Source organism: Bacillus sp. FSL W7-1346, from assembly GCF_038593335.1.
GTDB classification, from domain to species: Bacteria; Bacillota; Bacilli; order Bacillales; family Bacillaceae; genus Bacillus; species Bacillus altitudinis.
In genome coordinates this window covers 214,872-228,258 of sequence record NZ_CP151988.1, presented here as the reverse complement: position 1 = coordinate 228,258, position 13,387 = coordinate 214,872, and the positions used below count along the sequence as shown (strand labels likewise).

Below are 13,387 nucleotides of genomic sequence, written 5' to 3'. Positions count from 1 at the left end.
GGAGAAAAGAAAATACTTAAAAAATTGAAAGAGCAGGTGACCCATGCCAAACAACCAAACACCCAACCCACTCATCAATGAAAAATCCCCGTACCTCCTTCAACACGCCCACAACCCAGTTCACTGGTACCCGTGGGGGCAAGAAGCCTTCGACAAAGCGAAACGTGAAAATAAACCAGTGCTTGTCAGCATCGGCTATGCCACTTGCCACTGGTGCCACGTCATGGCGCACGAAAGCTTCGAAGATCAACAAGTCGCTGACATCCTAAACGAGCATTTCATTTCAATCAAAGTCGATCGTGAGGAGCGTCCAGACATTGACTCGATGTATATGTCCGTTTGTCAGATGATGACTGGGCAAGGCGGCTGGCCGCTCAACGTGTTTGTCACGCCTGATCAAAAGCCTTTTTATGCGGGGACATACTTTCCAAAAAGAAGTGCTTACGGCCGTCCCGGCTTCATTGAAGCACTGACGCAATTGCTGGATGCTTATCACAACGATCGTGATCATATTGAATCATTGGCAGAAAAGGCAACAAATAATCTGCGGATCAAGGCAGCAGGGCAGACAGAAAATACGCTCACTCAGGAGTCGATTCACAAAGCCTATTATCAGCTCATGAGCAGCTTTGATACGCTGTATGGCGGCTTCGGTTCTGCGCCTAAATTTCCTGCGCCGCATATGCTCACGTTTCTCATGCGTTATTTTGAATGGACAGGGCAAGAAAATGCGTTATATGCTGTCACAAAAACGTTAAACGGCATGGCAAACGGCGGTATTTATGATCATATTGGTTCTGGATTTACTCGGTATTCAACCGATGAAAAATGGCTTGTGCCGCATTTTGAAAAGATGCTGTATGATAACGCCTTGCTAATAGATGCCTACACCGAAGCCTATCAAATCACTCAACACCCTGAGTACGAAAAGCTTGTCCAAGACCTCATTCAATTTATCAAACGAGACATGATGAATCGTGATGGCTCTTTTTATTCGGCAATCGATGCCGATTCTGAAGGAAAAGAAGGGCAATATTACGTTTGGACAAAAAAGGAGATCATGACCCATTTAGGTGATGACCTCGGCACTTTATTTTGTGCGGTCTATCACATCACAGAGGAAGGAAATTTTGAAGGACAGAACATCCCTCATACCATTTCCACCTCATTTGATGACATCAAGGCAGCATATTCAATCGACGACAAAACCCTTCATTCCAAACTGCAATCCGCTCGACACATCTTACTCACTGTAAGACAGCAGCGACCTGCACCGCTAATCGATGACAAGGTACTCACCTCGTGGAATGCGCTGATGATTTCCGCACTTGCCAAAGCAGGGAGTGTCTTTCATAAAAAAGAGGCCATACACATGGCAAAACAGGCGATGTCTTTTCTCGAAACACACCTCGTCCAGCAGGAACGGCTCATGGTCCGCTACAGGGAAGGGGACGTGAAGCATCTAGGCTTTATCGAAGATTATGCGCACATGCTCACAGCATATATGTCTTTATACGAAGCGACCTTTGACCTAGATTGGCTGACAAAAGCCAGAGCCGTTGCTGAAAATATGTTTGAACTGTTTTGGGATGAGCAAATCGGGGGCTTTTTCTTCTCAGGCTCAGATGCAGAAGCGCTTATCGTTCGTGAAAAAGAAGTATACGACGGGGCCATGCCGTCTGGTAACAGTACTGCACTCCAACACCTTCTGAAACTAAGCAGAATGATCGGACGTCAAGACTGGATCGAAACACTAGAGAAGATGTTCAGCGCCTTTTACGTCGATGTCTCTTCCTATCCAAGCGGACATACCGCCTTTTTACAAGGACTATTGAGCCAATATGCCGCAAACCGAGAAATCATTATTCTTGGGAAAAAGGGCGACCCGCAAAAAGAACAGCTTCTACAAGCATTGCAAAAACGATTCATGCCATTTGATATCATTTTAACTGCCGAAACAGGGCAAGAATTAGCAAGGCTCGCACCTTTTGCAAAAGATTACAAAGCGATCAACGACAGCACGACAGTCTATATTTGCGAGAACTACAGTTGCCGACAGCCGATCACCAATCTCGACGAAGCGATGGAACAATTATTTCAAATTTAAGCTGTCATATGATGACTATGAGAAGACAAAATGAGGACAAACAGATAAAAAAAATGTCAATCCGCTAACAATTCGTCAGTACGGTTTTATTTTTCCTCTAAAACGGTTAGAATGCGCACTAGATGTTCTCATACCGAAGGGAGAGAAAATAATTGAAAAAAGTATCATATACACTCATTGCTTGTCTGTTATCAGTGGGGCTTGCAGCCTGCTCATCAAACGATGCGAAACAGGATAAGCAAAACGATTCAGCCAATAGCAAGGAAACAACACAGGCTGACCAAAAAGAGCAGCAAAAGCAAATGGAAGAGATGCAAAAGAAATTAGACGCACAAAAAATTGATGATCAAAAGGTCGTTGCGACCGTCAACAAAGATAAAATCACAGGAAGTGAATACAATAGCGCCTTATCGACCATTCAAGGTCAGCTTCAGCAGTCAGGACAAGATCCAACATCTAAAGAAGGCGCAAAAGCTGTCAAAAAGCAAACCATTGATGCGCTAGTAGGTCAAGAGCTCATCCTGCAAGATGCTGAGAAGAAGGGCTATAAAGCCTCTGACAAGCAAGTCGATAAGCAGCTAAAAGAAGAAAAGAAACAATTTAAAGACAATGCTCAATTTGAAGAAGCACTCAAAAAGAGCGGACTGACAATGGATCAGCTGAAAAGTGATATTGCCGACAGCATCAAATACAGCCAATATGTCGACAAAGAAATTAAATCAGCCTCTGTGTCTGAAAAAGACGTCAAAGCGTACTATGACCAATACGCCGAACAAATGAAAAAACAAAAACAAAAAGCACCTGATTTCAAAGACGTCAAATCACAAATCAAGAAGCAGTTAGAATCTCAAGAAAAGCAAAAAGAAGTACAAAAAGAAATTGATCAACTAAAGAAATCTGCAAAAATTGATGTATCGATTTAACCACTATTAAAAATCCGCCATTGTGCGGATTTTTTTCATCACTTCATGAACTGTTTTTCCAAAATAATGACAAAAGCCTCATCATAAACATCTACTCCATCCGATATGATGGGAGTACAAAAGAAAGCGTTATCAATTCTTTTGTCTCTGAAAAAGTACAAGATCAAAGACAGACCTCGTACTTTTGTTTCAGTCATATCTACAAGAGGAGGATGTTTATGTTCAAATGGTTTAAACCCGCTCCGCATATCGACAGGCTCGATGATGCCAAAACAGACGAAACCTATAAACGGCTGCGGCTGCAAGTCTTTTTGGGGATCTTTATCGGATATGCGGGCTACTATTTGCTGCGCAAAAATTTCGCATTTGCCATCCCTTATTTACAGGAAGAGGGGTTCACAAAAAGTGAATTAGGCTTTGTACTGGCGGCTGTTTCTATCGCTTATGGCTTTAGTAAATTCATTATGGGGATGATCTCAGACCGGTGTAACCCAAGATACTTTTTAGCCGCTGGACTTTTTCTATCAGCTCTTATCAATATTCTATTTGTCTCATTTCCATGGGTGACATCCAGTGTATGGATCATGTTTTTATTCATGTTCTTAAATGGCTGGTTTCAAGGAATGGGGTGGCCGCCATGCGGACGAACGATGGCACATTGGTTTTCGGTGAGTGAACGTGGAACAAAAATGTCGATTTGGAACGTCGCTCACAATATCGGTGGAGGAATTCTTGCACCGCTTATTACATTAGGAATTGTTTTGTTTGCGACGTGGAAAAGTATCTTTTTCTTCCCTGCCATCATCGCCATTATCGTCTCCTTCGTCATCATTCTTCTCGTACGGGACACCCCGCAATCCGCTGGTCTTCCGCCAATTGAAGAATACCGAAATGACTATCCGGCACAACAATATGAAGATCAAGAAAAAGAATTAACCGTAAAAGAGATTTTATTTAAATATGTACTCAACAATAAATTCCTTTGGTATATCGCCATTGCTAACGTCTTTGTGTACTTTGTCCGTTACGGGGTCGTAGACTGGGCACCTACCTATTTAACAGAAGCAAAAGGATTCTCACCAGAGCATTCACGCTGGTCTTATTTCCTTTATGAATATGCAGGCATCCCTGGTACATTATTGTGCGGGTGGATTAGTGACCGCTTCTTTAGAAGCCGCCGCGCACCAGCAGGCGTCCTCTTTATGATTGGCGTGTTAATTGCGGTTCTCGTGTACTGGTTAAACCCTGCCGGCAATCCAATGGTTGATAATATTGCCCTCATCAGCATCGGGTTTTTAATTTACGGACCCGTCATGCTCATTGGACTGCAAGCCATTGATCTCGCTCCGAAAAAAGCCGCTGGCACTGCTGCCGGGCTGACAGGATTCTTTGGATATATTGGTGGCTCTGCTTTTGCTAATGCCATGATGGGTGTCGTCGTCGATCACTATGACTGGACAGGAGGTTTCATTTTACTAGTTGGTTCTTGTATCCTTGCGATTGTGTTCCTCGCCATGACATGGAATACAGGAAAGCGCGTAGAGCAAGCTTAATGAAAATCACATAAAAGATTCATCTCCGCCCAACATGCCCTTTACATCTATTTCTTATGATGGAGGCAGTTACCGTAAAAGGAGGATAAAATATGAAGAAAAGTAGATTACTTGCTTTCGTGTTACTCTCTTTTGCTTTACTGTCTTTTGGTTGGGTGCCGACCACCATATCGGCACATGAACATCTTTTATCTCCAGATCGCATTTTAACCGTTGCACACCGCGGAGCATCAGGGTATGCCCCAGAGCATACCCTAGCTTCCTACAAGCTCGCCACAAAGATGAATGCAGATTACCTCGAACTCGACCTTCAAATGACAAAGGATGGACACCTCATCGTCATGCACGATGAAACGGTTGACCGGACGACAAACGGAACAGGCTGGGTCAAAGACCTCACACTCGCCGAAATCAAACAGCTTGATGCCGGTACATGGTTTAACGAAACCAACCCCGACAAACAAAATGCCCACTTTATTGGACAGCAAGTCCTCACATTAGATGAGGTGTTACGCTACTTCGGTAAACGAGAAAATTATTATATTGAAACCAAAAAACCAGACATCTATCCGCAAATGGAAGAAAAACTATTGGCCGTCTTAAAGAAACATCATCTTCTTGGAAAACATACGAGAAAAGGGCAGGTCATCATCCAATCTTTCAGCCAAGAAAGTCTATTAAAATTGCAGAAACTCGCCCCTCGGCTTCCAAAAGTACAGCTTTTAGACAGGGCGCAAATGACATCTATTACAGATGATCAGCTCGACTTCATCAAATCGTATGCAGTGGGGGTCGGACCGAATTTTAGAGCTTTGACACTTGAAAATGTACAGCAGGTCAGAAGCCACGGACTCCTCCTTCACCCATATACAGTAAACAGCGAAGCAGACATGACACGTCTTCTGCAATACGGCGTCACCGGTCTTTTCACCAACTTTCCAGATGTCTTTCAGCGTGTCAAAGCTTCTCTGTAAACGACAAAAGCCTCGCGGTTGTTCCGCAAGGCTTTTGATTATTCCACCGTTTGATCAGAAGAAGCTGTTTCAATCGGTTTTCGTTTACCAATTCCAAATACAAAAAAGCTAAGCGCCACTAAAATCAAGAACCCAATTGCTACAATAAGAGAAATTCGTGTATCCTGATTAATCAGCATAAACACAAGCACCATCAGCAAGAATCCGATTGTCAAATAGTTAGAAAATGGCGCAAGCGGCAGCTTAAACGGATGCTGATCAAGCGCTGCCCCCTTCGCCTTTCTGAAGCCAATGTGACTAATTAAAATCACAAACCAAGGCACCATACCAGGAAGGACACTCGCACTATACACATAAACGAAAATGTTTGGCGGAGAAACGTAATTTAAGACCACCCCAACCGCTAAACCAATCAGCACAGCAAATGTCCCAAAATACGGTACACCATTCTTCGAAATTTTTGTAAAGAAGGCAGGTGCCTGTCCATTCACACCTAATGTATAAAGCATACGTCCCGCACTGAAGATTCCACTATTACAGCCGGACATCGCTGCTGTAATGACAACAAAGTTAATAATACCTGCTGCTGCCGTAATTCCAATTTTCGCAAACGTCGCCACAAATGGACTGCCGAGCGTATTCAGCTGATCCCACGGATACACCGTTACGATGACAAAGATCGCACCGATATAGAAAATCAAAATACGCCAGATGATGCTTTTGATGGCATTTGTCAGCGTCTTTTGCGGATTTTGCGCCTCACCTGCAGTAATCCCAATGAGCTCTACCCCTTGATAGGCAGCAATCACTAGAGACAATGCAAACAAGAAACCGCTAAATCCACCTGTAAAGAATCCGCCGTGCGCCCAAAGGTTAGACAAACCAATCGCTGTTCCACCATTGCCAAACCCAAAGAAAATAATGCCTAAACCTGCAATGATCATTAAAATAATCGTCACAATCTTGATCATCGCAAACCAGAATTCAAACTCACCGAATGACTTAACCGAAATCAAGTTGGCCGCACCTAAAATGATCATGGCGATTAATCCCGGAATCCACGCTGGTAAATCAGGGAACCAATATTTCATATAAGCACCTACGGCGATAATCTCAGACATTCCAACAATGACCCACTGGAACCAGTTACTCCAAGCTGTCATATACCCCGCAAGCGGATGAATATATTGATGCCCAAATGTAGCAAACGATCCCGTACTCGGTTCAAGATACAACATTTCTCCCATCGCACGCATAATAAAAAAGATAAAAATACCACACACTGCGTACGCTAGAAGAACCGATGGACCTGTCCATTGAATGGCTTTAGCTGACCCCATAAATAAGCCAACACCAATTGTGCCGCCAAGCGCAATCATTTGAATATGACGAGCACTTAACCCTCTCTTTAATTCCTTTTGAGCCACTTCTATTCCCCCTCATCAACAAACAACATAAAAAATAAAAAATCAGAATTTTCATTCTGATTCAAAATCTTCAATCTTTCGATGTATATTATCATAATAAATCTACCCTTAAAAAACAATTGTTTTTTTGAGGAAAACACCGTTATTATAATATTCAGATATTTAAATTCCTTAAATTTTGTTATTTGCATATAAAAAGTTAGGAACCTTTTATAACTAAACATATTTTTAAAACACGACCTTCTTCTACTAAATAAAGACCGAACAACGATAATCAAAAAGACATAATCAAATGACTATGCCCTTCAATCATATTCTCATAATATTTCTAAAACACCGTACGCTTAATAAAGACTCTACTGCTTTTTATCTTTTTTTTCTCTAGTAAGAATCTTTATTGTAAATAAGGAGACTAAGCCGATTAATATCAACACGACCTCCATCGTACCGGAAATATGACTAAACTTCAAAAAGGCTATAAGTAGAATAACCATTCCAACACCTATATAAAAGATTAAATTATTATTTTTTTTTGATGAATTCGACATATACTAAATCTCCTTTTTTGTATATTTAAATAAATACAGTTAAAGATTTATATATACAAATAACAGCCGCAATCACAATTATTTGTACATTTGGTTTCTTCTCAACATATCTTAACCACAGACTAACAACAACTAAACCTAGATAAAAGAACGGATTGAAGAAGATATTCGTTGAGAAATTTTCTGCTGTCAGATTATTTGCGTTTGATAACACAATAGTGTCTAACACTTGGTTTACATTTAAAATGAGATTAAATAAACTAGCAATGAAAAAGCTTTTCATCATATTTACTCTAATGTTCATCATGACAGAGCTAATATGAATGAGTAAAGAAACAATCACAACATCTATTAATGACGCTAAAATTAATAGTATAATTGTCATTAAAATCACCGTATTTTCCCCTACATTGATAGATGATTTTTTTAATAAGGGGGCAGAAATAGCATCTGTAATGTAAAGCGATACAATGAAATGAATGAATATAATGACGCTCCAAATGAATAGTAAATTAAGCTTTTCTTTTTTTAACATGTCCATCTCCCTATAAACAAAAGAAGTTCACTATAATAAGAATTCAACCACTGCAGCTAATAACAATAAAGCTGTCCCATAAATAAAGTATCGGATGACTGTATAAATATCTCTCCAAAAATCAAATCTGTGATCAAAAACGAAATATTTCAAAAACAAACTGACTGGATAAATACCGATTTTAAAGAAAAAATAAATTGCAGGAAGTTCAATCACTCCATGCAAAATATGATAAAGAACGTATCCTATATCATGCCCTAACAATAGAGCTCCCTTCATTGTCACTCCAAGCAGATATGCATTTGAAGCGATGAGAAAGGTGGTGAGCAGGCCTGCTGTAACGACACCAACGACAAGAACCATACAGTATAAAAAATTGTTAGTAAAATAAAGGAACACACTATCCTCTACATACATGACATCCGAGGGTGCTTTTTTAGTTATTATAAAACCAATAACACCGAATACTACATGAAGGAGTATAAATGATAGAGTAGAGACTGCTGAAAGTCTAACTTTAATTTTATTTATGAACAATTTCTTCATACTGCTCCTCTAAATAAAAAACCTTATCACATATCCCTCTTAATGTTTCAATTTGATGTGTTGAGAATATAATCGAACATTGTTTGCTCGCAAGTTCTTTAAATTTTTCAATGATCACTTTTTGACTTTTCTCATCAATACCTGTAAGTGGCTCATCTAATAATAAATAATGAATATCTTCATTGATGAGTGCGGCACAAAGCCCCAATTTTTGTTTCATTCCGTGAGAATAATGTTTGATCAATTTATCCTTATTCGGATATAGAGTATAGTCCTTTAAAATACTATGAATCTTTGCAACATCTTTTTTCTTAGAAACAGATTGTATAAATACAAGGTATTCATATCCTGTTAAATATTCATATGATCTAGGTACGTCAGGCACAAACACTACATTTTCCTCGGCCTCTTTCACGATATCACCACTATGTAACTCATAAATACCAGCTAAACATTTTAATAATGTCGATTTACCCGAGCCATTAGAACCAACTACAGCAACAATTTCGCCTGGTATTAACTCTAAATTGATCTTTTCAAAGATCAAACTGTTTCCATAACTAAAAGATGCTTTCTTAATTTGCATTTTTCATTACATCCTTCACCTTGGTATTTCTCAAATACAAGATCGCGACGACGAGAATTGAAATTTGGATCACGATTAACGTCACTATGTACTTTCCTAATTGAAATGGCATCTCCAGACTAAAAATTTCCATGATGAATATAAAGGAAAGCAAAATAGAGATTATGTACAAATAAACATTTTCAAATACGACTGCCTTACTTGAGTTTCCTATTTCATAATCACTCTCTGGATTTATTTTCGGAAAGAGTATGGCACCAATCGTAGCAGCTAGCCCCATATTGATAAATACAAAAACAATTAAAAGAGCAACGCCAGTAATGAATGAATAAGGAATATGTAAGATGACCATAGTTATGACACTAAAGATTACTGGAATCCCAGATAAAATCAAATAGATATATACTTTCTGAACCAAGATTTCATTTAAAGAAATATTCCATGCAGTATTTGGTGGCAATGCAAAAAATTCAATATCAGGGCTAATCACCTTTTTTAGATAATCTGTTATAAAATTTGAGAAAGCCACAGCGATAAATATGATGGATAACAGAATATAGGAATCATTCCCTTTTAATAATAAACTAACCAATACCGGAACTATCGCTAAGGCACATACATGTAGGACATATAAATATTTCAAAAACCTGAGTTTATTGTAGTAAGTTCTTTTTATAAGTAAGATATCTTTGTTAAAGAATACCCTCTTTTTAAACCTCACCTTATGCTGAACAACAGTTTCCTTTGCATTTAATTCTTCTTTACCAATTTTTCGAAACACCTTATGATGGTGAAACACCATAGACAAAATAAATAGAACTAAACAGGTAATTAATAGTTCAGTCAAGATGTTGAATAGATCAAATTGAAAATGATTATAGACTTGTATAATCTCCGATTCGAAATAATGGAAAATGGCTAACAGTACGATATACGCAGTAAAACATACTAAAATGAGCTTGACTAACCGTATATTTTGGCCAATACCTTTTTGAAAGTAGCTTCTATAAAAATGATAAGAAGAAAAGTTCATCACTGTTATAATGATGATTATCACTAATAACACAAAATAAATGATGTTTAATTGATTCTCAACCATAAACATAGGCACAAAAAAAATCAAGGAGAATTTAAAGACAGTTTTACCGAAAAAATAAAAATAAATATGCCGATAAATTTTTCTAAATGATTCTGTTCTATCCACAATTACATTTTGATGTAACGTGTAAATCAAATAATTCTTTATAGGGAAATCTCTCGCATCTATAATTGCTAAGATGCAACATAACGTACTTATAAGGGTCATGTCTAATATACGAGCTTTTAAAACAAAAAATAAACCTATGCCTATTGCAGGATAAATGATGAAAAATCTTAAAGATAGAAATAAATATGTAGCATGACCTAACCATTGTGGTAATGATGCTTCATCTATTTTCTTCCTAAGATACATTTTTTCAAATAGTAAAGCTAATCTCATATATATCACCTAATATAGTGTATTGGGGGAGAAGACAAAGCTTAGTAGTTAATAACTGCTTTTCTTCCCTGTGCCTTTGCTATTGCTTTTAAAGCACCGATTGCTCCAGCTAGAGCAAGTCCTACACCTGTGGCTGCGCCAACAATGCCAATAATAGATGCAATTGTTCCGCCTGCCATAATAAGGTCTGCAATTTTTTCAGCTGTACTTAGTTCAATGCCAAGCTTGGCTACTAAAAAGTTCTGATTAATACTCATAAAAGCAACAGAAGTTACAGCGACCGTTGCGATTAATGACATAAAACCTAATCCAAATAATTTTTTACGTGTTGTTAAGCTCATAAGTATTCCCCTTTTCTTTGATTATTTTCTCCCCCTTATTTATATCTTGTCATTTAAATTGTATAATTTCAACATTAAATACAAATTATATTATAATTAGTAAATTAATACTATTACACTAGATCTATCAATTAAAATGGAAATAAGAATAAAGACTGTTCTTGAAATAGGAGACATTGTAAAAAATAAACCTAAAGACCCCGAAATCATTTCATCAAAAAGATTGTCTACACACTATAATTCTAGTATTTACTACTAGGTCCAGCTCACAGTAGCCTTTTATAATACCTAAAAAAGTTGTAACACGGATTAGTTAATTTCAATCAGTTCCATAAGGTAGATCATATCAAAAAAAACTCGTAGAGAATCTTTGTTTCTCTACGAGCTGAGACCGCTCACACGGTCTCCTCAAGCTCAAAATGCAAATTCATCGGCACATCTGGCAGAGCCGAAGCCTCCACCATATTCGTTGTAGGTGTTTTCTCATTCACTTCCTCAAATCGAAAACCGTCAGCCCAGACTGTTCCATGACCGCTGAGCAGCACTCCAAAATGAATGGATTCACTGCGCGTAGGAACATCTAATACGATCGCATATTGATTCCATTCCGTAGAATCTGTCACAGGTCGATTCTGCATATTATCAAACTGCACCGTATCACCCTTTCCGTCATCTACCCGCATCCAAATTCCTGCTGAAGATACATTCTCTGTTTTCAAGAAAGCAGAGAGCTTCAACCGCTTGCCTGCATACTCTTTTGCTTGAAACCCCTGCATCATCGTCGCAAACTGTCCTTCTTGTACGCCTTCTTTAGATGATAAAACACCTGATTGCTTTCCCGTATGAAATTCTGCTGTATCAACACCCATCTCATACATATGCGGATGTGAACCACTCAAACCCCAGCCAGGTACTGCTTCATGTAATGTCATCGAATCTTCCTCCTTTTTCATTTGCATGTCTCTCATCATGGACCTGTACATTCCGGGAGGTAAGGAATACAAATGCTTAAAAGCACGCGTAAAGGCTTCCTGCGATTGGAATTGTAACGAAAAAGCGATGTCTAAAATCCCCTGATCCGTATACAAAAGAAGCTGTGCAGCCGTAGCTAATCTTCGTTTCCGCACATATTCCCCCATCGACAGCCCGGTTTCTCGTTTAAACACACGCAGCAAATGAAAATGTGAATATCCTACTTTCTCAGGCACCTGTCTCAGCGACAGCTCATCCATCAAATGCGACTCCAAATAAGAAATCACCTCTTGCGTCACCCGACTATACATCATCTCCCTCACCTCTTCTTGATCATAAAACAAATCAGTTCACTCGTTTTGATCAAAATTGCGATGTTTCATCTGTCCAGCTGAGGAGGAAAACCGCTAACGTGAGCGCTCGTTGTTCGATAGAAACTCCCTCACATCATCTGCGATTTCTTTTGATTTCGTATGATGCAAATAATGGCCGCCTTTGAAAGTAACGACTTTTCCGTGATCTACATTTTTCAGCAGCTCTTCATGCATTGGTTTCCAGCTTGGTGTTTCTTCCTCCGTTTGATTCGCTAGGTAGAAAACAACAGGGAGACGCTTAGGAAAATGTAAACGCTCTGCATTTTTAAAGTTATTTGTGAAATTTTCCGCCTCACTCGCTTGGCTTTCATTCAAGAAATTTCGAAAGGTCAGCATTTTGATTTGATCTTTCATTTGTTGATCCACGTTAGGCATCACCAGTTGATCTGGATTCACTTTCAATAACAATCTGTAAAAGCCAGATTGATTGAGCAGCTGCAAGCTAGAAACCGGCAATTCATCCGTTTCCTGTTGAGGAACACTCGTATCAATGCCGACAAAGGCTTGGACTTCTTTTTCGTATTGATTCACATATTCTAATCCATAAATGCCAGCAATCGAATGACCCATCAGCGTATATTTTTTAATGTTAAGTTTCTGCAAACATTCATGAATCTCATCCACAATGTTTTGACTTGTCCTTGCTTTATCTGTGTCGTCACTTAAACCATAACCAAACGGTTCAATCACAACAACTCTATAATCTGGCGATAACTCCTTGACTAACGGTTTAAAATCAAGCACGGGTGAAGCAGTTCCATAGCCTGGGAGAAGGACAATCGTTTCTTTCCCATCGCCTTGAATGAGCACATTCATGTGCTTCCCATCCACCAAGACCTTTTGCCCATAAGCTTCTATTTTCCCCTGTTCTCTTTCCTTACTAATTAGATTCACAACATATACACTGGCTACAAATACAGCCAAGACAGTCAGAATGGTACATAGAGCAATCAGCATTATTTTCAGTAATTTTTTCAATATTTTTTCTTCCCTTCATGATGAAGTACCCTAGCTTGCATCC

The 13,387-nt window shown here is 38.9% G+C and carries 12 protein-coding genes; 4 read left to right on the top strand and 8 right to left on the bottom strand.

The genetic code is table 11. The features are described 5' to 3' along the window. Nucleotides 1-43: 43 nt before the first annotated feature. From NST09_RS01265 to NST09_RS01250, 4 genes are all read left to right on the top strand, one after another. A complete protein-coding gene (locus NST09_RS01265) occupies nucleotides 44-2,107 on the top strand; it encodes a thioredoxin domain-containing protein (protein WP_342493250.1) in 2,064 nt (687 codons plus the stop codon). A gap of 152 nt (nucleotides 2,108-2,259) precedes the next feature. Beyond that, nucleotides 2,260-3,030 carry a SurA N-terminal domain-containing protein gene (locus NST09_RS01260; RefSeq protein WP_017358711.1) on the top strand — a complete coding sequence of 257 codons (771 nt, stop codon included), beginning with the start codon at nucleotides 2,260-2,262 and terminating at the stop codon, nucleotides 3,028-3,030. Between the two features lie 218 nt (nucleotides 3,031-3,248). After that, nucleotides 3,249-4,583 carry a glycerol-3-phosphate transporter gene (gene glpT, locus NST09_RS01255; protein ID WP_008343899.1) on the top strand — a complete coding sequence of 445 codons (1,335 nt, stop codon included), beginning with the start codon at nucleotides 3,249-3,251 and terminating at the stop codon, nucleotides 4,581-4,583. 92 nt (nucleotides 4,584-4,675) lie between these two features. Then, nucleotides 4,676-5,557 carry a glycerophosphodiester phosphodiesterase gene (locus NST09_RS01250; protein ID WP_061417708.1) on the top strand — a complete coding sequence of 294 codons (882 nt, stop codon included), beginning with the start codon at nucleotides 4,676-4,678 and terminating at the stop codon, nucleotides 5,555-5,557. 38 nt (nucleotides 5,558-5,595) lie between these two features. Here the strand turns inward: NST09_RS01250 and NST09_RS01245 are convergent, their stop codons facing one another. From NST09_RS01245 to NST09_RS01210, 8 genes are all read right to left on the bottom strand, one after another. Beyond that, complete coding sequence (locus tag NST09_RS01245; RefSeq protein ID WP_039169359.1) at nucleotides 5,596-6,984, bottom strand: amino acid permease; 1,389 nt, start codon at nucleotides 6,982-6,984, stop codon at nucleotides 5,596-5,598. A gap of 573 nt (nucleotides 6,985-7,557) precedes the next feature. Next, nucleotides 7,558-8,067 (bottom strand): hypothetical protein, encoded by a 510-nt coding sequence (locus NST09_RS01240; protein ID WP_017366501.1) that lies wholly within the window; start codon nucleotides 8,065-8,067, stop codon nucleotides 7,558-7,560. Between the two features lie 30 nt (nucleotides 8,068-8,097). Beyond that, on the bottom strand, nucleotides 8,098-8,613 hold the full coding sequence (locus NST09_RS01235) for a stage II sporulation protein M (RefSeq protein ID WP_017366500.1): 516 nt from the start codon (nucleotides 8,611-8,613) through the stop codon (nucleotides 8,098-8,100). After that, nucleotides 8,591-9,199, bottom strand: coding sequence for an ATP-binding cassette domain-containing protein (locus NST09_RS01230; RefSeq protein WP_017366499.1), 609 nt, complete (start codon nucleotides 9,197-9,199; stop codon nucleotides 8,591-8,593). The genes NST09_RS01235 and NST09_RS01230 overlap by 23 nt, the downstream gene beginning before the upstream one ends. Then, on the bottom strand, nucleotides 9,189-10,679 hold the full coding sequence (locus tag NST09_RS01225) for a hypothetical protein (protein WP_017366498.1): 1,491 nt from the start codon (nucleotides 10,677-10,679) through the stop codon (nucleotides 9,189-9,191). The genes NST09_RS01230 and NST09_RS01225 overlap by 11 nt, the downstream gene beginning before the upstream one ends. A gap of 41 nt (nucleotides 10,680-10,720) precedes the next feature. Continuing rightward, on the bottom strand, nucleotides 10,721-11,020 hold the full coding sequence (locus NST09_RS01220) for a circular bacteriocin, circularin A/uberolysin family (RefSeq protein ID WP_017366497.1): 300 nt from the start codon (nucleotides 11,018-11,020) through the stop codon (nucleotides 10,721-10,723). Nucleotides 11,021-11,415: 395 nt separating this feature from the next. After that, the gene (locus NST09_RS01215) at nucleotides 11,416-12,306 is read right to left on the bottom strand and encodes an AraC family transcriptional regulator (RefSeq protein WP_035702976.1); all 891 of its coding nucleotides are present in this window, start codon (nucleotides 12,304-12,306) and stop codon (nucleotides 11,416-11,418) included. A gap of 93 nt (nucleotides 12,307-12,399) precedes the next feature. Next, nucleotides 12,400-13,344: an alpha/beta hydrolase gene (locus NST09_RS01210; RefSeq protein WP_342493249.1), complete on the bottom strand. Its 945-nt coding sequence runs from the start codon at nucleotides 13,342-13,344 to the stop codon at nucleotides 12,400-12,402. Between the last annotated feature and the right edge of the window lie 43 nt (nucleotides 13,345-13,387).

What these genes read in the sequence shown, in the direction of transcription:
- NST09_RS01240 (WP_017366501.1), bottom strand. Translation starts at nt 8,067, where the DNA reads ATGTTAAAAAAAGAAAAGCTTAATTTACTATTCATTTGGAGCGTCATT.
- NST09_RS01220 (WP_017366497.1), bottom strand. Translation starts at nt 11,020, where the DNA reads ATGAGCTTAACAACACGTAAAAAATTATTTGGATTAGGTTTTATGTCA.
- NST09_RS01225 (WP_017366498.1), bottom strand. Translation starts at nt 10,679, where the DNA reads ATGAGATTAGCTTTACTATTTGAAAAAATGTATCTTAGGAAGAAAATA.
- NST09_RS01230 (WP_017366499.1), bottom strand. Translation starts at nt 9,199, where the DNA reads ATGCAAATTAAGAAAGCATCTTTTAGTTATGGAAACAGTTTGATCTTT.
- NST09_RS01265 (WP_342493250.1), top strand. Translation starts at nt 44, where the DNA reads ATGCCAAACAACCAAACACCCAACCCACTCATCAATGAAAAATCCCCG.
- NST09_RS01235 (WP_017366500.1), bottom strand. Translation starts at nt 8,613, where the DNA reads ATGAAGAAATTGTTCATAAATAAAATTAAAGTTAGACTTTCAGCAGTC.
- NST09_RS01250 (WP_061417708.1), top strand. Translation starts at nt 4,676, where the DNA reads ATGAAGAAAAGTAGATTACTTGCTTTCGTGTTACTCTCTTTTGCTTTA.
- glpT (WP_008343899.1), top strand. Translation starts at nt 3,249, where the DNA reads ATGTTCAAATGGTTTAAACCCGCTCCGCATATCGACAGGCTCGATGAT.
- NST09_RS01215 (WP_035702976.1), bottom strand. Translation starts at nt 12,306, where the DNA reads ATGATGTATAGTCGGGTGACGCAAGAGGTGATTTCTTATTTGGAGTCG.